Origin of the sequence: Methylobacterium thuringiense, from assembly GCF_022179645.1 — a bacterium.
GTDB classification, from domain to species: domain Bacteria; phylum Pseudomonadota; class Alphaproteobacteria; order Rhizobiales; family Beijerinckiaceae; genus Methylobacterium; species Methylobacterium thuringiense.
In genome coordinates, this window is the sequence record NZ_BPRA01000011.1 from 74,382 (window position 1) to 93,159 (window position 18,778).

13 protein-coding genes are annotated in these 18,778 nt (G+C 68.9%); 6 read left to right on the forward strand and 7 right to left on the reverse strand.

The window, feature by feature from the left end:
• Positions 1-45 precede the first annotated feature (45 nt).
• Both flhB and cckA read left to right on the forward strand, forming a co-directional pair.
• Positions 46-1,113 carry a flagellar biosynthesis protein FlhB gene (gene flhB, locus MFF07_RS13245; protein WP_238232172.1) on the forward strand — a complete coding sequence of 356 codons (1,068 nt, stop codon included), beginning with the start codon at positions 46-48 and terminating at the stop codon, positions 1,111-1,113.
• A gap of 134 nt (positions 1,114-1,247) precedes the next feature.
• A complete protein-coding gene (gene cckA / locus MFF07_RS13250; RefSeq protein ID WP_238232174.1) occupies positions 1,248-3,950 on the forward strand; it encodes a cell cycle histidine kinase CckA in 2,703 nt (900 codons plus the stop codon).
• Positions 3,951-4,283: 333 nt separating this feature from the next.
• Here the strand turns inward: cckA and MFF07_RS13255 are convergent, their stop codons facing one another.
• A complete protein-coding gene (locus tag MFF07_RS13255; RefSeq protein ID WP_238232175.1) occupies positions 4,284-5,906 on the reverse strand; it encodes an acetate--CoA ligase in 1,623 nt (540 codons plus the stop codon).
• 13 nt (positions 5,907-5,919) lie between these two features.
• On the reverse strand, positions 5,920-6,519 hold the full coding sequence (locus MFF07_RS13260) for a nitroreductase family protein (protein WP_147815255.1): 600 nt from the start codon (positions 6,517-6,519) through the stop codon (positions 5,920-5,922).
• Between the two features lie 258 nt (positions 6,520-6,777).
• On the opposite strand from MFF07_RS13260, the gene MFF07_RS13265 reads away from it, so the two are divergent.
• Together MFF07_RS13265 and MFF07_RS13270 are read left to right on the forward strand one after the other, a co-directional pair.
• The gene (locus tag MFF07_RS13265; protein ID WP_147815253.1) at positions 6,778-7,263 is read left to right on the forward strand and encodes an SRPBCC family protein; all 486 of its coding nucleotides are present in this window, start codon (positions 6,778-6,780) and stop codon (positions 7,261-7,263) included.
• Positions 7,264-7,335: 72 nt separating this feature from the next.
• Positions 7,336-8,136, forward strand: a complete 801-nt coding sequence (locus MFF07_RS13270; RefSeq protein ID WP_147815251.1) for an endonuclease/exonuclease/phosphatase family protein — start codon at positions 7,336-7,338, stop codon at positions 8,134-8,136.
• On the opposite strand, the gene MFF07_RS13275 is transcribed toward MFF07_RS13270, so the two are convergent.
• From MFF07_RS13275 to MFF07_RS13295, 5 genes are all read right to left on the reverse strand, one after another.
• On the reverse strand, positions 8,027-9,463 hold the full coding sequence (locus MFF07_RS13275; protein ID WP_147815249.1) for a phospholipase D-like domain-containing protein: 1,437 nt from the start codon (positions 9,461-9,463) through the stop codon (positions 8,027-8,029). The two genes, MFF07_RS13270 and MFF07_RS13275, sit on opposite strands and share 110 nt — an antisense overlap.
• Before the next feature lie 157 nt (positions 9,464-9,620).
• Positions 9,621-11,939, reverse strand: a complete 2,319-nt coding sequence (locus MFF07_RS13280; RefSeq protein ID WP_238232178.1) for a TonB-dependent siderophore receptor — start codon at positions 11,937-11,939, stop codon at positions 9,621-9,623.
• A 309-nt stretch (positions 11,940-12,248) separates the two neighbouring features.
• Positions 12,249-13,007 carry an anti-sigma factor family protein gene (locus tag MFF07_RS13285; protein ID WP_147815247.1) on the reverse strand — a complete coding sequence of 253 codons (759 nt, stop codon included), beginning with the start codon at positions 13,005-13,007 and terminating at the stop codon, positions 12,249-12,251.
• Positions 13,008-13,068: 61 nt separating this feature from the next.
• A complete protein-coding gene (locus MFF07_RS13290) occupies positions 13,069-13,734 on the reverse strand; it encodes a sigma-70 family RNA polymerase sigma factor (RefSeq protein ID WP_147815245.1) in 666 nt (221 codons plus the stop codon).
• Positions 13,735-13,837: 103 nt separating this feature from the next.
• Complete coding sequence (locus tag MFF07_RS13295; protein WP_238232179.1) at positions 13,838-14,977, reverse strand: patatin-like phospholipase family protein; 1,140 nt, start codon at positions 14,975-14,977, stop codon at positions 13,838-13,840.
• Between the two features lie 370 nt (positions 14,978-15,347).
• Between MFF07_RS13295 and ispG the strand changes: the two genes are divergently transcribed.
• Both ispG and MFF07_RS13305 read left to right on the forward strand, forming a co-directional pair.
• Complete coding sequence (gene ispG, locus MFF07_RS13300; RefSeq protein WP_147815241.1) at positions 15,348-16,691, forward strand: flavodoxin-dependent (E)-4-hydroxy-3-methylbut-2-enyl-diphosphate synthase; 1,344 nt, start codon at positions 15,348-15,350, stop codon at positions 16,689-16,691.
• Between the two features lie 111 nt (positions 16,692-16,802).
• Positions 16,803-18,770 carry a potassium transporter Kup gene (locus MFF07_RS13305; RefSeq protein ID WP_147815239.1) on the forward strand — a complete coding sequence of 656 codons (1,968 nt, stop codon included), beginning with the start codon at positions 16,803-16,805 and terminating at the stop codon, positions 18,768-18,770.
• Positions 18,771-18,778 lie beyond the last annotated feature (8 nt).

Genomic DNA, 18,778 nt, shown 5'->3' on the forward strand with positions numbered 1-18,778 from the left:
GGCGCGCCGATGCCGAGCGCGCAGCGCTCCGGAGCCTACTGAGCCATGTCAGAGGGCGCCGACCAGGAAGACAAGACCGAAGAACCGTCCCAACGGCGCATCGATCAGGCGATCGAGAAGGGCAACGTCGCGAACTCGGTCGAGATCAACACCTTCTTCATGCTGGGGGCCTTCACCCTGGCACTGATGCTCGCGGCCGGTCCGGTGGCGACGAAGCTGATGACCGACATCCGCGGCTTCCTGGCGCATGCCCACGCCATCCCGTCGGATCCGCAGGCCTATGCCGGGCTCGCGGGCCGCGTCCTGATCATCTTCCTGCAGGCTATCGCGATCCCGGCTGCGATGGTCGCCACCGCGGCGCTGGCGGCGGGCATGATCCAGCATCCGCCGGTCTTCACGGCGCAGAGCCTCGCCCCGAAATTCGAGCGGATCTCGCCGATGGCCGGCATGAAGCGCCTGCTCGGCATCGAGGCCTTCGTCCAGTTCGGCAAGGGACTGGCGAAGCTCGGCGTGGTCGGCGTGGTCGGCGGCACCATCCTGTGGGGCCAGCACGACCGGCTCGAGGCCTTCGCGCAGCTCGATCCGGCCGCGGGCCTGCGGGCGGTGCTGGCGCTCGCCCTCAAGATGATGGGCGGCGTGCTCGCGGCCTATGTCGCGATCGCGCTCGGCGATGCGCTCTACCAGCGCCACCGTTGGCGGAGCCGCCTGCGGATGACGAAGGAAGAGCTGAAGCAGGAGCACAAGGAGAGCGAGGGCAGCCCCGAGGTGAAGGGCCGGCGCAAGCAGCTCATGCATCAGCGGGTGAAGAAGCGGATGATGGCCGCCGTGCCCACCGCCACCGTCATCATCACCAACCCGACCCACTACGCCGTGGCGCTCCGCTACGAGCCGGGCATGGGCGCGCCGATCTGCGTCGCCAAGGGCGTCGATTCCCTCGCCTTCCGCATCCGCGCGGTCGCCACCGAGGCGGGCGTGCCGGTGCTGGAGAATCCGCCGCTGGCCCGCGCGCTGCACGCCACGGTCGAGATCGACGACGAGATCCCGGCTGAGCATTATCGCGCGGTTGCGGAGGTGATCGGTTTCGTGCTTCGCCTGCGCAAACGGGCGGCGTGACGCGACGGGCCGTACCGGCGCGGAACGCCACGGTTTATCCACCTTTTTTCGCGAGACTTTTCCGTCGCTTCGCTGACGTTTCCGCCGGGCCCGTGCGGGCGGCAGGACAGGGCTCGACGGATGGATGGGGCCTGATGGCTGAGGAGAGCGCAGCAGCGGCGGCAGCCCCCGGGGCGACGTCGATCGACCGGTCGGAGCGGCCCGGCCGCGTCGGCCTGCTGCTGATGCTGGCGGGGCTACTCGTCGGCGCGGCGGTGGGCCTGTCCTTCGTTGCCAGCGACCAGGCGCAGCCGCTGATCCTCGGCCTGCTGGCCCTGCTCGCGATGGCCGGCGTCTTCTTCCTGTTCGCCCTGGCGATCGGCGCGCTGCAGCTCGCCGGCCGCTCGGGCCGCGACGACATCACCCGTGGCATCGTCGACGCGGCGCCGGAGGGCACCGTCGTGGTCGAGGAGGGCGGCCGCCTGATCTACGCCAACGAGGCCTATATGCGGCTCGCCGGCGGCGACAGCTTCAACACGCTGCGCCCGGTGGAGCGCATCTTCGTCGGCGCGCCGGAGGTGTCCGAGGCAGTCTACCGCCTCGCCCAGGCCGCCCGCGACGACCGTGGCCACACGGAAGAGATCCGCATGGCTCCGCCCCCCGTGGGCGCGGCCGAACGCGACGCCGCCTGGTATCGCATCTCCGTGCGGTCGGTCGCCCGCCACGGCCGCAACGCCGCGCTCTGGACGGTCAGCGACATCACCCACGAGCGCGAGCGCCAGGAGAACGTCTTCCAGGAACTCCAGCACGCGATCGACTATCTCGACCACGCGCCGGCCGGCTTCCTTTCGATCGATGGCGCCGGCTCGGTCGTCTACATGAACGCGACGCTGGCCTCCTGGCTCGGCTACGACCTCGCCACGGTCGGCTCGGGCGGCCTGAAGCTCCTCGAGATCGCGCCGGGGGCCGACGTGTTCACCGGCGCGGCCGGGATGCCGGGCGAGGTCCGCACCGACCGCTTCGACATCGACCTGCGCCGCCGCAACGGCCATCCGCTGCCCGCGCGCCTCTACCACCGCGTCGCCTACGGCCAGGACGGCAAGCCCGGCCCCTCGCGGACCTTCGTGCTGAACCGCTCGGCCGGCGCCGAAAGCGACGAGCCGCAGCGCGCGGCGGAGGTGCGGCTCGCGCGCTTCCTCAACAACAGCCCGATCGCCATCGCCACCGTCGACCGCGACGGCCGGGTCGCCCGCGCCAACGCCTCGTTCGTGCGGCTCTTCACCGCCATGCCGCGCCAGCCCGGCGAGGGCGCGGCCAGCGACGCGCCCGAGCCGATGATGCGCGAGGCGGTGTTGGAGCGCGACCGCGGCACGCTGGAGGCCGCGCTGATCAAGGCCGCCAGCGGCACCGGCGAGATCGAGCCGATCGAGGTGGCCCTGGCCGGCCCGGGCAACCGCTCGGTCCGCGTCTGGATGAGCCCGGCCGACGGCGACGCGCCGCAGGCGGCCAAGGAGGCTGCCAAGGACGGATCGAAGGACAGCGCGCCCGCGCAGACCGACCGCGAGCGCGTGATCCTCTACGCCCTCGACACCACCGCCCAGCGCCAGCTCGAACAGCAGGTCGCCCAGGCCCAGAAGATGGACACCGTCGGCCAGCTCGCCGGCGGCATCGCGCACGATTTCAACAACGTCCTCCAGGCGATCATCGGCTACTCGGACCTGCTGCTCGCGAGCCACAGGCCGACCGACCACGCCTTCCAGGACATCATGCAGATCAAGCAGAACGCGAACCGGGCCGCGAGCCTGGTGCGCCAGCTGCTGGCTTTCTCGCGCCGCCAGACCCTGCGGCCGGAGGTCATGAGCGTCGGCGAGGCGCTGGCCGACCTGACCCTGCTGCTGAAGCGCCTCCTCGGCGAGCGCGTGGCGCTGGACCTCAAGCATGGGCGCGACATCTGGCCGGTGAAGGCCGACGTGAACCAGTTCGAGCAGGTGATCGTGAACCTCGCGGTCAACGCCCGCGACGCCATGCCGACCGGCGGCAAGCTGCTGATCCGTACCGCCAACGTCACGGAGGGCGAAGCGCGCCCGGCCGAGGTGCCGGCCGGCGAGCACGTGCTGATCGAGGTGCTCGACACCGGCGAGGGCATCCCGCCCGAGATCATGGAGAAGATCTTCGAGCCGTTCTTCACCACCAAGGAGATCGGCAAGGGTACCGGCCTCGGCCTCTCGACGGTGTTCGGCATCGTCAAGCAGTCGGGCGGCACCCTCGACGTCCAGTCGACGGTCGGCGAGGGCACCGCCTTCCGGATCTACCTCCCGCGCCACATCCCCGAGGCCGAGCCCGCCGTCGACGAGACCGCCGTGCCGGCGATCGAGCCGCCGCCGCGCCCCGCCACCTCGGCCAAGATCGCGAAGGAGCGCCTGAGCGAGGCGCTGCAGAAGCCTGCCCCGATGGGCACGCCCTCAGCACCTCCCGCCGCCGACACCACGGGGCAGGCGACGATCCTCCTCGTCGAGGACGAGGATCCGGTGCGTGCCGTGAACTCCCGCGCGTTGATGGCCCGCGGCTACACCGTGCTCGCGGCAGCCTCCGGCCCCGAAGCCCTGCGCCTGATGGAGGAGCACGACTACGCCGTCGACCTCGTCGTCTCGGACGTGGTGATGCCGGAGATGGACGGGCCGACCCTGCTGCGCGAGCTGCGCAAGCACCGGCCCGACCTCAAGGTGATCTTCGTCTCGGGCTACGCGGAGGACGTCTTCCGCAAGAACCTACACGAGGGCGAGTCCTTCGACTACCTCGCCAAGCCGTTCAGCCTGAAGCAACTGGTCGAGACGGTGAAGACGACGCTGGCGGTGTGAGGCAGTTTCCGATTGATCGAAGCGGTCTTCGTGCATCTCCTCGCCCGCTGGGCGAGGGGGACCGTGCGAAGCGCGGTGGAGTGGGCCGCACCACGCCCGGTACTGAGAAACGACAGTGCCGCCCCCTCCGTCCGCTTCGCGGCCACCTCCCCCAAAGGTGGAGGAGACGCGCGAGCCATGCCGAACGATTCAGCCGGAAACGGTATAAATGCGGCCGGTACCCCGCCCGTCATCGCGAGCGCAGCGAAGCGATCCAGGGCCAACACGCAGGTCGTCGCGGATGTGGCCCTGGATCGCTTCGCTGCGCGCGCGATGACGGAGACCCGAACCGCCTTACGCGGTTCCGTCCCGCAGCTGCCGCCGGATGATCTTGCCCGTCGTTGTCATCGGCAGGGCGTCGAGGAAGGCGACCTCACGCGGATACTCGTGCGCCGACAGGTTCTTACGCGCGAAGGCCTGAATCTCGGCGGCGAGGTCATCCGAAGCGACGAACCCTTCGCGCAAGACTACGAACGCCTTCACGATCTCGGTGCGCAGCGCATCCGGCTTGCCGACGGCCGCTGCGAGGGCCACCGCAGGGTGGCGCAGCAGGCAATCCTCGATCTCGGTCGGGCCGATGCGGTACGCAGCCGAGGTGATGAGGTCGTCGTCGCGGCCGACGAAGTGGACGTAGCCGTCGGCGTCGCGCCGGGCGGTGTCGCCGGTCATCCACCAGCCGTCCCTGAATTTTTTAGCGGTCGCCTCGGGCTGGTTCCAGTAGCCGAGGAAGAGCACCGGGTCGGGCGCCTTCACGGCGATCTCGCCGGCCTCGTCGACCGCCGTCTCACTCCCATCATCGCGCAGGATCGCGACGCGGTGGCCAGGGACCGGCATGCCGGTGGAGCCGGGGCGCGCCACGCCGGCGCGGGCGCAGGAGGCGAGGACGAGGTTGCACTCGGTCTGCCCGTAGGCTTCGCCGATGGTGAGCCCCAGCGCATCCCGCGCCCAGGCGAAGGTCTCCGGCCCCAGGGCCTCGCCGGCCGAGGCGATGTTGCGCAGCGCGGAGAGGTCGAAGGTTTCGCGCGGCCGCGCGACGCCCCGCAGCATCCGCAGGGCGGTGGGCGGCAGGAAGGCGTTGGTGACGTGCAAGTCCGCGATCAGCCGGAACGCCGCCTCCGGCTCGAAGCGGCCGAGCGGCCGCGCCACCACCGGCATGCCCCGGCGCAGGCTCGGCATCAGTACGTTGAGCAGCCCCCCGGCCCAGGCCCAGTCGGACGGCGTCCACATCAGGCCGCCGCCTTCGGCCGGAAAATCGTGCATCATCGCCCAGCCCGGCAGGTGGCCGAGGAGCACGCGGTGGCCGTGCAGCGCGCCCTTGGCGAGGCCGGTCGTGCCGGAGGTGTAGACCATCAGCGCCGGATCGTCGGGGCCGGTGTCGTGTGTCGCGAAGTCGGGCGAGGCCTCCGCCAGCAGCTCCGAATAGCTCTCGGCCCCGTCGGACGGTCCATCGACCGAGACAACGACGAAAAGGTCCGGCAGCGCGTTGCGGATCGGCTCCAGCTTGGCGAGGCCGGCCGCGTTGGTGACGACGGCGCGCGCGCCGGAATCCGTCAGCCGGTAGCGTAGCGCCTCCGCACCGAACAGCCCGGCCAGCGGCAGGGCGATGGCGCCGAGGCGGTACGCGGCCAGGTGCGCGACCACCACCGCCGCCGATTGCGGCAGCAGAACCGCGATCCGGTCGCCCGGCCCGATGCCGCGTGCTGCGAGGGCGTTGGCGAGGCGGCTCGAATCCTCCCGCAACCGCCCGTAGCTCACCGGCGCGGCGGCGCCAGCCTCCGAGACCTCCAGGATCGCCGTGCGGTCTGGTTCGGGCGCCGCCCAGCGGTCGCAGACGTCGGCCGCGATGTTGTAGCGGTCGGGGATGTCCCAGGAGAACCCGGCGACGAGCGCCGCATGGTCGGAGGCGGGGGTCAGCACGTGCGTCGGGTCGCTAGTCTGCGCGAGGCGGGAAACCGCCCTTGAAGGCGAAGTCGCCGATCGGGCGGCGGCCGTTCGGCTTGCCGCGCTCGCGCTCCTCCTCGGTGAGGCTGTCATGCGGCGTCTTGCGGCCGATGGCGATGGCCGCCTCGATGCGGTGATCCGCCGGCAGCCGCAGCACCTCCGGCGCGCGCTCCCTGTCGAAGCCGCCCATGGCGTGCGCGTGCCAGCCCTGCCGGGTCGCCTGCAGCGCGAGGCTCTGCCAGGCCGCGCCCGCGTCGAAGGAGTGGCTGGCGGAGGGCTTCAGTTCGTCGCCGACCTTCATCTTCTCGCTCGAGGCGATGAACAGGATCGCGCCGGTATCCTTCACCCATTTCTGGTTTCCGGGCAGGATCAGGTCGAAGAACGTCTGCCACTCGGGCGTGCCGCGCAGCGCATAGGCGAAGCGCCAGGGCTGCGAGTTGTAGGAAGACGGCGACCAGCGCGCCGCCTCGAACATCCGCAACAGCTCGGATTCCGGCACGGCCTCGCCGGTGAAGGCACGCGGCGACCAGCGCTCGATGAAGAACGGCTCTATGGCGTGGTCGGGCTGGCGCGGGTTCGGTTCTGTCACGGGGCGTCGTCTCCTGGGCAGTGGCGGTCGACGCCACCTATGCCACGGGGAAAAGCCGCTCGACAGGGGCACCTTTGGCGGGGCGCACTGCTCTCGGCCGCTCTTCACGGACAACTGGCGCCGGCGGCACACCGCGGGTTTCTTGGTCCTGCGGCGCTGCGCTCCGTCGTCGTCCCTGGCGAAGTCGCGCGCGCCCGCTAGTTCCGGCCTGTCGCGCGAGGCGTTCGCTGCAGAAGCGCCCGCGCCGGAGGACGTCCCATGATCAGATCCGCATTCTGCGCCGCCACGCTTCTGGCGCTGACGGCCACGGCCGCGCCTGCGCTCGAAGTGGTCAAGGCGATCACCGTCGCTGCGCCACCCGACAAGGTTTGGGACACCATCGGCAATTTCTGCGGTATCGGCGACTGGCATCCGGCCATCGAGAACTGCGAGGCCTCGATGCAGGACGGCAAGCCGATCCGAAAGCTGACCCTGAAGGGCGGCGGCGGCACCATCGTCGAGACCGAGCTGTCCCGCAGCGACGACAAGATGAGCTACAGCTACGCGATCCTCGACGGCCCCCTGCCGGTGGCCGGCTACATCTCGACCCTGGCCGTCACGCCCGGCGGCGAGGGCTCGCGGGTGACGTGGTTCGGGGTGTTCGAGGCCAAAGGCGCGGACGACGCCAAGGCGACGGCGACGATCGCGGGAATTTACGAAGCCGGGCTCGCGTCCCTCGCCGAAAAAGCCAAGGCCGCGAAGTGATCCACACGTCTTCGTGACGGTCACACGGCCGCGCTGCCATCCTAAAGACACCGGCGAGCGAAACCTGCGCGCATGATTCGACGCCTCCGCGACCTCTCCGCCGCGCGCCACCGCGAGGCGGGCACCGCCCTTCCTCCGGGCGCCAAGAAAATCGTGAGCTGGAACCTGCTGCGCCGGACCGGCGCGGCGGTGGAGTGCATCGTCGCCCTCGTCGAGCGCGAAAAGCCCGACCTCGTGCTGATGCAGGAGGCGACCGAGGGCATCGCGGCAATTACCGACCGCATCGGCGGCGTCTTTGCGCGCGCACCTTTGCCCGGCCGGATTCACGGCCCGGCGATCTGGAGCCGCGAGCCCTGGGCGACGCCGCCGGAGGTGGTGACTCTGCCCTCCGGGATCATCGTCGACCGGGTCTGCCAGGTGCTCGACCTCGGCGATTTCGGCGTCGCCAACGTGCATCTCTCGCACGGTCAGATGCTGAACCGGCGCCAGCTCCGCCGCATCGAGCAGCACCTGCCGGCCCGCGCCGCGGTGCTCGGCGACTACAACATCGTTGGGCCGGCCCTGCTGCCGGGTTTTCGCGACGTCGGTCCCCGGCGGTCGACGCATGCCATGATCGGGGTCGCGCCTTTGCGCCTCGACCGCTGTCTCGTGCGCGGCCTCGTCTGCCACGAACGCGCTGTGCTGCCGCGCGGGCTCTCGGACCATCGCCCGATCGTGGTGCACCTCGCGCCAGCCACGGAGGACGCTCCGCAGCGCCGGCGGATCAGAGATATGGCAGCAGCAGTCGCACGGCTGCATCGCGAAGGCGGACGGGCAATCCGCGGGCGTCGAGATCGGCCTGCGTCAGCTGTGTCTCCCGTTTCGCCTGGATGAAGTCGTCCAGGCGTTCGGCGAGCGCCGTGTCGTAGACCTCGACGTTCAACTCGAAATTCAGCCGGAAGCTGCGCGAATCCCAGTTCGCGCTGCCGATGAAGCTCCATTCCCGGTCGATCACCAGTGCCTTCGAATGATCGAAGGGCGGCTCGTCGAGCCAGATCCGCACGCCGGATTCGAGCAGCGGCCCGACATGCGCCCGCGTCGCGAAATCGACGAAGCGGTGATCGCTGCGCCGGGGGATGACCACGTCCACAGCGATCCCGCGCGCGGCGGCGAGGCCGAGCGCGCTGGTGATCAGCTCGTTGGGCAGGAAATACGGCGTCGTCAGGCGGATCGACCTGCGCGCACACGTGATCCCCTGAAGGATCACGGTCGCGATCTTCTCGATGTCGGCATCCGGCCCCGAGGTCACCACCCGCGCGGTGATCTCCCCGACGGGCGTCAGCGGCGGCAGCCAGCGTTCGCCTTCGAGCTCCTCGCCCGAGACGAAGGCCCAGTCCGTGGCGAAGGCCTGGGCGAGCTGTTCGACCACCGGACCCTCGATCCGGAAATGCGTGTCGCGGATCGGGAAGCTCGGCTTGGTCGCCAGCCGGTTGCCGTCGGAGACGTTGACGCCGCCGGTGAAGGCGACGCCCCCGTCGACGATGAGGACCTTCTTGTGGGTGCGCAGGTTCAGGAACGGCATCCGCCAGGGCAGGGCCGAATGCATGAACAGCCCCGCCGTCACCCCGGCGCGGGTCAGGTGCCGCCACGCGGCGGGCCTGAAATAGCCGCTGCCGATGCCGTCGACGATCACCCGCACCTCGGCGCCGCGCGCCTTGGCCGCGCTCAGCGCCGCGATGAACTCCCGGCCGATGGCGTCGTCGCGAAAGATGTAGCTCGACATGGCCACGCTCTGGCGCGCGCTGCCGATCGCCGCCAGCATCGCCGGATAGGCCTCGTCGCCGTTGCGGAACACGGCGATGGCGGTGCCGGCCACGGTCGGCAGCCCGGTGACCGCACGTACGGCCCGGTCGAGGGCCGCATAGGCCTCCGGTACGACGGCGGTGGCCTGGGGGGTCTCGTCGATCTGCTGGGAGGGCTTGCGCTTGAGCTTGCGCGCCCGGCGCTCGACCCGGTTGATGCCGAAGGTGAGGTAGAAGGCGCTGCCGAAGACCGGCGCCAGCCAGGCGAGCCCGATCCAGCCGATCGCCGCGCCGACCACCCGCTTGCGCAGCAGTACGTGCATGCTCACGGCCAGCGAAAAGCCCACGCCGAGCAGCGCGAGCACGTCCGTGCGAACGGACGCCGTCGCTTCGAGCCATCGATAGAGGGCTTCTTCCAAGGCGCTCGCTCGGTTCTACCTGATCCCGTGCCATACGGCAGGCACGCGTGCCGGGGAATAGAGCGCGGATCGCCATCGACCGGGCGCGGGGCGGATGCACCGCAGAACGCAGGAACCCCGCCGTGAAGCGGAGTTTTCGCGGTGGCGGAAAGCGTGCCTACCAGCGGTAGGTCAGGGTGCCGAAGACGCTGCGGCGGAAGCCCTCGAAGATGTAGCCCGTGTAGAAGCCGGCGTTGAAGTAGCGCTGGTCGAACAGGTTGGTGGCGTTCACGGAGAGCACGGCGCCCTTCCAGGCCGGATCGAGCTGGGCGAGGTCGTAGCTCAGCGATGCGTCGACCAGGGCATAGGACGGGATGTCGTCGACGTTGTTGGCGTCGGTGCGCTGCCCGATGTAGCGTACGCCGGCTCCAGCCCGGAAGCCGCCGAAGGGCGAACCCAGCGGGAAGGCATAGTCGGCAAACAGAGAGACGCTGTTGTTCGGGGCGTTCGGCAGCCGATTGCCGACGAGTGCCGGATTCGTCGGGTTCTTGGTGACTGCCGTCTCGAGATGCGCGTAGCCGAATACCAGGTTGAACCCCTCGAAGAGATTCGCCTTGCCCTCGAGCTCGAAGCCCCGCGAGACCGCCTCGCCGGTCTGGATGAAGAAGCCGGGATTGAGCGGGTCGGCCAGCGGGATGTTGGTCTGGGTGATCTCGAAATAGGAGGCCGTGTAGAGCTGGTTGGTGCCCACCGGCTGCCACTTCACGCCGCCCTCGACCTGCTTCGCCTCGCGGGGGTCGAGCGCCGCGCCGCTGGCGCGCTGCCCGGCGATCTGCGGGTTGAACGAGGTCGAGTACGACGCGTAGGGCACCACGCCGAAATCGAACTCGTAGCCCAAAGCCACGCGATAGCTCAGGGCGGAGAAGCTCTGCTGGCTCACCGTCGTCCGGTTCAAGGTCGGGAGCGGCAGGTTCGGGAAGTTGAAGGTCGTGCGGATTTCCTGGTCGACCCAGTCGTTGCGCACGCTGCCCGTCAGGATGAAGCCGTTCCACTTCATCTGGTCCTGGAAGTAGGCGCCGGTCTGCTGCTGCGAGGCGCGCGTGCCGACATTCGTGCGCAGCGGGAAGGCGATCGAGAGGTCGTAGACCGGGTTATACAGGTCGATCAGCCGGTTGGCGGCAGCCGTCGGGTAGCCGTTCGGAAACGTCCGTGCGTCGCGGCGGTAGTAGTTCTGGAAGTCGACGCCGAAGACGACGTTGTGCTGGACGCCGAACGTATCGAACTTGCCCTCGACGTGGTTGTCGGTGAGTAGGCCCTGACTCGATTGATCGCGGAGATAGGGGAAGACGGAGACCGAGAGGAAATTCGCGGGCGTCATGGCCGGCGCGGCGCCGGTGGCGTCGTATTTCGAGGTGGTCTCGTAGGCCCTGAACGCGGAATGGAAGAGCCAGCCCGGAGCGAAGGTATGGTCGAAGATGTAGCCGGCCTCCTTGTTCTCCAGGAGGCCGGTGTTGAAGTTCGGCTGTCCGACGAAGAGGTCGCGCTGGTAGAAACCGCGGGCGCTTGGGATAATCGAGCCGACGATCGGCAGGCTCTGCTCGGAGCCGCCGCCGCGATATTCGGCATATTTCGCGAGCACGGTGAGCGAGGTGTCGGAATCGGGACGCCACGTCACGGAGGGGGCAATGAAGGTGCGGTCGTCCGGCGTGAACTTGACCTGGCTGTCGGCGTTCCGGACGAGGCCGGTGATGCGGTAGGCGAAGTCCGGCGCGCCCTCGACGGGGCCGGTCAGGTCGAAGCCGGCCTGGATGCGATTGCGGTTGCCGCCCTGGATGAAGACCTCGTTGAACGGCGTGAAGCTCGGGCGCTTCGAGACGAGGTTGATGATGCCGCCGGGCTGCCCGGCACCGTAGAGCACCGAGATCGGGCCCTTGATCACGTCGATGCGCTCGTAGGCGTAGGGCTCGATGTTCTGGTCGAACGAGTTGAAGCCGTAGCGCAGGCCGTCCTCGTAGACGTTGTCGAAGTTGTTGGCGTTGAAGCCGCGCAGCGTGAAGGTCGGGCCGCCCTGGCCGCCGGGATAATCCACGGCCTGGACGTTCGGCGTGTAGGCCACTGCCGTGTTGATGTCCTGCACACCGCGGACGTCGAGTTCCTCGCGGGTGATGACGCTCACCGTGGCCGGCGTCTCGAGGATCGAGTCGTTGCCCTTCATGCCCGCCGTCGAGCGCGTGGCGACGAAGCCCTTGGTGCCGAAGGTCGGGAGCTGGCCTTCGACCGAGATCTCGTCGAGGGTCGTCGTGCTGCCCGCGACGGGGCCTGGGGTGTTCGAGGTCCCCGGCGGCTTCGACGCCTGGGCCTGGGCCGACGCGAGGCCGGCGAGCAGCGCCGCCGCGGCGACACCGGCCATCAGGCCGTGATGAATGCCGCGACGTCCGCAGACGCCGTCCCGTGTCGTGCGCATGATGCCAGCCCCGTCTGCATTCCAGATCTGCATGACGGACACCAATCCGACCGCAGATTGAACGGATTCAGTAACGGGACAGGAATGCTCTGCAATTCCAGCAGTTTGGACAGAATCTAAAACTGCCCTTCATCGTTAAGCCGGACACATCGTCCGAACAACGGTCAAGCTCTTGTCGTGACGTGTGTCTTCGGTTGCGCGCTCATGCGCCCGGACAAGGCCAAAGGCGCTTCAAAGGCCGCGAGGCACGTGTGGATCGTGTCGACGGCGCAACACTTGAGCGCAGCACTTGGCGCAGGGAGGCCGGCCGATACCCGGCCTCGAACATGGTCCGGGGATGGACTATTTGGCGGCGAGCCTCGCGGCTGCGGTGCCGATCTCCGCACCGTCGCCGTTGGCGCTGAGGGCGTAGGCGGTCTGGCCCGCACGCCAATAGGCGGTGGCGCCGTCGGTCGAGCGGCTCAGGGCGTCGGAGCCGTTCTTGCCCTCGGCCTTCCGCGTGGCGAAGAGCGACAGGTCGCCGAGCGTCCCCGCGGAGATCGCCACCTCGACGCCGAGCCCTTGCCGCGCCGGGAAGACCTGGACGTCGCGCACGCTCCAGCCGTCGGGAAGCTCCGGCAGGGACAGGCCGGTGGCCGCTTCGAGGTCGGCGCGATCGTAGGTGGAGACCGGGCGCTGCGAATGCGTCTTCGCGCGGATCAGCACGGCCTGACGGGCCCGCTGCGCTTCTTCGAGCAGCGACGGATCGATGGTGGAGGCGTAGGTGTCGGGCACGCCGAAGGTGCCGATATCGGTATGGGCGAGCCACCCGGCCCCGACCAGGACCACGATGGCTGCAGCCCGGCGCATCCGTGCGCCGACCCGCTGCCAGGCCATCGAGCGGTCGAGGCGGCGGGCGGACGTGCGCAGGCGCTCCGGCCCCGCACCCGGCGCATGCGCGAAGATCTCGCGCAGGGCGTCGCGGTCGCGCATGTCGGCCATGACCCGCGCCGCATCCTCGGGATGGCGCGCGAGATGGGCCTCGACATCGAGACGCCGGATCGAATTCAGCTCGCCATCGACGTACGCCGCGAGATCGTTTTCCGTGATCGGGTCGATCATCACGCCACCTGCCTTTCCGGACTATTCCGCCCCGTCATGTCTTGTTTTTCAATTTCGACGATCACGCCTCGCCGACGGCCTGTCTGCGAGACGACGCATCGGCCGATGCCGGTTCGCCGTCGGCCGTCTCCGGGCGTCCGTCGCTCGCAACCAGGCGGAGCTGCGGACGCCCACGCTCAGGAGGGCCGTTGGGGCGCCTCGCGTCGTTGACGGTGTCCTGCACGCGTGTCGGCTCGTTGTCCTCGAAGGCCCGCAGGGCCGCGCGGCCGCGTCCGAGCCGCGACATCAGCGTGCCGATCGGGATGCCGAGCACGGCCGCCGCCTCGGCATAGGCCATGCCCTCGAGGGTTACGAGGTGGAGGGCCGCACGCTGCTCCTCGGGCAAGGTCTCGAAGGCCTTGCGGATCTGCGAGAGGCGGACCTGCCCCTCCTGGGCGGGCAAGGCGACGTCCTCGCTCAGCTGAACCAGCACGTCTGCATGGCGGGCCTCGACCCGCTTGCGGCGCTGCTCGTCGATGAAGACGTTGTGCAGCACCGTCATCATCCAAGTGCGCAGATTGGTGTTGGCCCGCAGCGACCCCTTCGCCTCGAGCGCCCGCACCAGCGTATCGTGGACGAGGTCGTCCGCCTTCAACGAATCGCGGGTGAGCGACCGGGCATACCGCCGCAGCGGCGGCAGCAGATCGACGATGTCGGGTCGCTTGGAGCGCGATCTGTCGAAAATCATAATAGGGAAACGTGCCGATGCCGGGCTTTAATCCCAAGGCCCGCATCGGCACGCCATAGCATGTGCGCCACCGCACGCACACCGGCGCAAGCGGCTGATGCGTCTACTGATACGCGCTCTTCAGATCCAGAGAGCATTCGCGTCCGACGCTGTCGAAGCGCTCCTCGAGCCAGAGCTTCGCCGCTTCGCGCCCCCGGTCGCGCAGGCGCTTGAGACCCTTCCAGCGCGCGTCGAGGCGCGACGAAGCGTCGTAGTCGTCCAGCGCCTCGGTGCCGTCGATGCGATGGACGAAGACGCGGTTGTCCTTCTCGCCGCCCGGCGTCTGCTCGGCGAGCAGCCGGTGCATCACGTCGATGGCACGCAATTCCCGCATCAGGTTGGCGTTGAAGGTGATCTCGTTGAGCCGGTTTTCGATCGCGTCCCGCGTGCGCGGGGTCTCGCGGCGCTCGACCGGGTTGATCTGCACGATCAGGATGTCGCGGGTGCGTGCCCCATCGGCGTCGTCCTGGTGCAGGGGATAGAGCGCCGGATTGCCGAGATAGCCGCCGTCCCAATAGGGCACGCCGTCGATCTCCACCGCCTGGAACACTGTGGGCAAGCAGGCCGACGCCATCAAGTGGTCGGGGGTGAGCCCGTCGCGCTCGAACAGCGTGAGCTTGCCGGTCCAGACGTTCGTCGCCGAGACGTAGACCTGGGCGGTGTCGGCCGCGCGCAGTCGCCCGAAATCGACGGTCTTCACCAGGGCCTTGCGCAGCGGATTGTAGTTCAGCGGATTGGAGACGTAGGGGCTCGGCGCGAACGCCTTCATCCAGAAGTCGAAGACGGGATTGTCCTGGAACATCCCGAACAGGCCGCTGACCACGCGGCGCTGCGAGGGCAGCATCGCACCGTCCAGGCTGGCATTGTGCCAGAAGGTCTCGAGCGCCACACGCGCGCCGTCCGGGCCGCCCGCGAGCCAGCCGTCGACCAGCACCACCGCGTTCATGGCGCCGGCGCTCGCACCGGTGACCGCGTCGAAGGCGAGACGCCCGTCCTCGATCAGGGCGTCGAGCACGCCCCAGGTGAAGGCGCCGTGCGCGCCGCCGCCCTGAAGCGCCAGCGCCACGGTTTTCTCGGCCCGCGGGCCGGCCAGGATACGCCCCTTGCCGTCGAAGGGCTTCGGCTGCTCCGTGCCCTGGACCGCTCCCTCGGGGACGACGGTGTAGGGGGGCGTCGTGTCGGACGTGGTGCCGGCGTAATCCATGCGAACCTCGCGACGGGATGTTGCAACGCAAACCGTAATGCTGCGCAGCAATAAATGGTCTTGAGGCCCGCTGGTTCAAATGGTGGAGCGCATGGCTGTCCGTCGTGGTTCCTCCTTGAAAGGCCGGACACCGGACCCTTCCTCCACGATCCTGCTGCATTGCGGCAACAGCTGCCTCCCCGGCTCGACATCGCGCCTGGGATGCGACATGAAGCGCCCCAAATGCCGGCGTGCCGGCGGTGTCGCCGTCAGCCATGCGTCTTGCATGGTTGACGATGGCTTCGGCCGGTCACAGCTAACTCAGGTCGCGAGTGCTCGCGTCATCGGATAGGATGGCACCCGGGTCAGCCGCCCGACGCCAAGGTCCCAGATGGAAGCCATGGAAGCCCCTGACGCCCTCTCGAATCCGATCGCTCCCGAAAGCCCCAACATGACGGGTCCGGAGGTGGCAGGTCCATTGCCACGCCACCGCTCGGTGGGCGTCACGGTCGGGCACGGCGAAGGTGCAGTCACCGTCGGCGGCGGCGCGCCCATCGTCGTTCAGTCGATGACGAATACCGATACGGCGGATATCGACGGCACCGTGGCCCAGGTCGCGCAACTCTCGCGCGCCGGCTCCGAACTCGTCCGCATCACCGTCGACCGCGACGAGGCGGCGGCGGCCGTGCCGAAGATCCGCGAACGGCTCGACCGGATCGGCTGCTTCGTCCCGCTCGTCGGCGACTTCCATTACATCGGCCACAAGCTGCTGACGGACCACCCGGCCTGCGCCGAGGCGCTGGCCAAGTACCGGATCAACCCCGGCAACGTCGGCTTCAAGGCCAAGAAGGACGTCCAGTTCTCGACCATCGTCGAGCAGGCGATCCGCTACAACAAGACCGTCCGCATCGGCGCGAACTGGGGCTCCCTCGACGGCGAGCTCCTGACCCACCTGATGGACGAGAACGCCCGGTCGGCCCGCCCCATCGATGCCCGCGCCGTGATGCGGGAGGCCATGGTGCAGTCGGCGCTCGGCTCGGCCGACCGCGCGGTGGCACTCGGCCTGCCCCAGGACAAGATCATCCTGTCGGCAAAAGTCTCGGCGGTGCAGGACCTGATCGCGGTCTACCGCGAGGTCGCCCGCCGCTCGGACTACGCGATCCATCTCGGCCTGACCGAGGCCGGCATGGGCTCGAAGGGCCTCGTCGCGGCCTCCGCCGCCATCGGCGTGCTGCTCCAGGAAGGCATCGGCGACACGATCCGCTACTCGCTGACCCCTGAGCCCGGCGGCGACCGGACCGTCGAGGTCAAGGCGGCGCAGGAACTCCTGCAGACCATGGGGTTCCGGACGTTCGTGCCGATGGTCGCGGCCTGCCCCGGCTGCGGCCGCACCACCTCGACCACGTTCCAGGAACTCGCCCGCGACATCCAGAACTGGCTCGTCACCTCCATGCCGGAATGGAAGAAGACATATCCGGGCGTCGAGGGCCTCAACGTTGCGGTGATGGGCTGCATCGTGAACGGCCCCGGCGAATCGAAGCATGCCGATATCGGCATCTCGCTCCCCGGCACCGGCGAGACCCCTACCGCCCCCGTCTTCATCGACGGCAAGAAGGCGATGACCCTGCGCGGCCCGACGCTTGCCAAGGACTTCGAGGGCATCGTCGTCGACTATATCGAGCGCCGCTTCGGGCAAGGCGCGAGCGGCACCAGCACGCGCGACGCGGCCGAGTGACGGGTCGGCTTCGGCCGCCCCCCTGGTTCTTCCCCGACGCCCGCCGACGCGTATCCGTCATGCCGATCCGGCAGATTCCGCGGTCAGACGCCTGAGCACCGACCGGATCCCATGACCCAACCCGTCACGTCGAGCGTGTCCTCCGGCCCGGCTCCCGGGGAGGGCGGCCCCGTCGCCGCCTCGGCCGGCTCGGTGGACGCCTCCGACGAGGCCGCCTACGGCCATGCCAAGACCGGCTTCTGGTCGCTCGCGGTCGGATCCGTCGGCGTGGTCTACGGCGATATCGGCACGAGCCCGCTCTACGCGTTTCGCGAGGCACTCGCGCCTGCGAGAGCCGACGGCATCCTGCTCGAGGACGAGGTGCTCGGCACCACGTCGCTGATCATCTGGGCGCTGCTGCTGATCGTCACGGTCAAGTACGTCATCATCCTGCTGCGCATGGACAACAAGGGCGAGGGCGGCATCCTCTCGCTGATGGCGCAGGCCCGCCACGCGCTCGGCGGCTCGACCATCGTGTTCATGCTCGGGCTGCTCGGCGCCTCGCTGTTCTACGGCGATTCGGTGATCACGCCGGCGATCTCGGTGCTCTCGGCGGTGGAGGGCCTCAAGCTCGTCACCCCGGCCTTCGAGGAATTCGTGCTGCCGATCACCGTGGTGATCATCCTCGGGCTGTTCCTGGTCCAGAGCCGGGGCACGGCGCGGGTCGCGACCTTCTTCGGGCCGATCATGGTGGTGTGGTTCCTGGCGCTGGCGCTGACGGCGCTGCCGCACGTGGTGGCGAACCCCGTCGTGCTCTGGGCCTTCAATCCCTGGTACGCGGTGCATTACCTGCTCGGGCACGGCACCGGCGCTCTGGTGGCGCTGGGCGCGGTCTTCCTCGCCGTCACCGGCGCCGAGGCGCTGTTTGCCGATCTCGGCCATTTCGGGCGCAAGCCGATTCAGGTCGCCTGGCTCTGCCTCGTCGCCCCCTGCCTCGTCATGAACTATCTCGGCCAGACCGCCCTGGTGCTGGCCAAGCCCGACACGACCGACCCGTTCTACCAGCTGGTGCCGGACTGGGCCCTGATCCCGATGGTGCTGCTCGCCACCATGGCGACGGTGACCGCGAGCCAGGCCGTGCTCACCGGCGCCTTCTCGCTGTCGCGGCAGGCCATCCAGCTCGGCATGCTGCCGCGCATGGAGATCCGCCACACCTCCGAATCGCATTCCGGCCAGATCTACCTGCCGCAGATCAACATGCTGCTCGGCGTCGGCGTCATCATTCTCGCGATCGTCTTCCGCTCGTCCTCCGCCCTGGCCTCGGCCTACGGCATCGCCGTGACCGGGACGATGCTGCTCACGGCGGCCATGGGCTACGTCGTGCTGTGGAAGGTGATGAAGCTGTCGCCGCTGATCGCGGCCGCGATCATGATGCCTTTCATCGTCATCGAGTCGCTGTTTCTGCTCTCGAACCTGATGAAGTTGCACGAGGGCGGCTACGTGCCCCTGCTGCTTGCCGGGGGGCTGATGATCATGATGTGGACCTGGGTCCGCGGCGTCGCGATCCTCACGAAGAAGACCCGCAAGACCGACGTGCCGCTGACCGAACTCGTCGGCATGCTGGAGAAGAGTTCTTCGTACCAGCACGTGAAAGGCACGGCCGTGTTCCTGACGAGCGATCCCGAGATCGCGCCGGCAGCCCTCCTGCACAACATGAAGCACAACAAGGTCGTCCACGAGAAGAACGTGGTGCTGACCATCGAGACGGTCGACACGCCCCGCTTCCCCGACGCCGAGCGCGTGCGCATCGAGCCGGTGGGGCCGCATTTCCACCGCGCCGTGATGAAGTTCGGCTACATGGAGACGCCGAACATCCCCAAGGCGCTGGCGCTGCTGCGCAAGGAGGGCTTCAAGTTCGACATCATGTCGACCTCGTTCTTCCTGTCGCGCCGCTCGATTCGCCCGGCCGCCCATTCCGGCATGCCGCTCTGGCAGGACCGTATCTTCATCACGCTGGCCAAGAACGCCAACGACGCCACCGACTTCTTCCAGATCCCGACCGGCCGCGTGGTGGAGGTCGGGACGCAGGTGACGGTTTAGGAGTGACG

Excerpts from the sequence above, each read along its gene's own strand:
- MFF07_RS13295 (WP_238232179.1), bottom strand. The coding sequence starts at position 14,977 with ATGGATTACGCCGGCACCACGTCCGACACGACGCCCCCCTACACCGTC.
- MFF07_RS13290 (WP_147815245.1), bottom strand. The coding sequence starts at position 13,734 with ATGATTTTCGACAGATCGCGCTCCAAGCGACCCGACATCGTCGATCTG.
- MFF07_RS13305 (WP_147815239.1), top strand. The coding sequence starts at position 16,803 with ATGACCCAACCCGTCACGTCGAGCGTGTCCTCCGGCCCGGCTCCCGGG.
- MFF07_RS13280 (WP_238232178.1), bottom strand. The coding sequence starts at position 11,939 with ATGCAGATCTGGAATGCAGACGGGGCTGGCATCATGCGCACGACACGG.
- MFF07_RS13285 (WP_147815247.1), bottom strand. The coding sequence starts at position 13,007 with ATGATCGACCCGATCACGGAAAACGATCTCGCGGCGTACGTCGATGGC.
- MFF07_RS13265 (WP_147815253.1), top strand. The coding sequence starts at position 6,778 with ATGATCAGATCCGCATTCTGCGCCGCCACGCTTCTGGCGCTGACGGCC.
- MFF07_RS13270 (WP_147815251.1), top strand. The coding sequence starts at position 7,336 with ATGATTCGACGCCTCCGCGACCTCTCCGCCGCGCGCCACCGCGAGGCG.
- cckA (WP_238232174.1), top strand. The coding sequence starts at position 1,248 with ATGGCTGAGGAGAGCGCAGCAGCGGCGGCAGCCCCCGGGGCGACGTCG.
- flhB (WP_238232172.1), top strand. The coding sequence starts at position 46 with ATGTCAGAGGGCGCCGACCAGGAAGACAAGACCGAAGAACCGTCCCAA.
- ispG (WP_147815241.1), top strand. The coding sequence starts at position 15,348 with ATGGAAGCCATGGAAGCCCCTGACGCCCTCTCGAATCCGATCGCTCCC.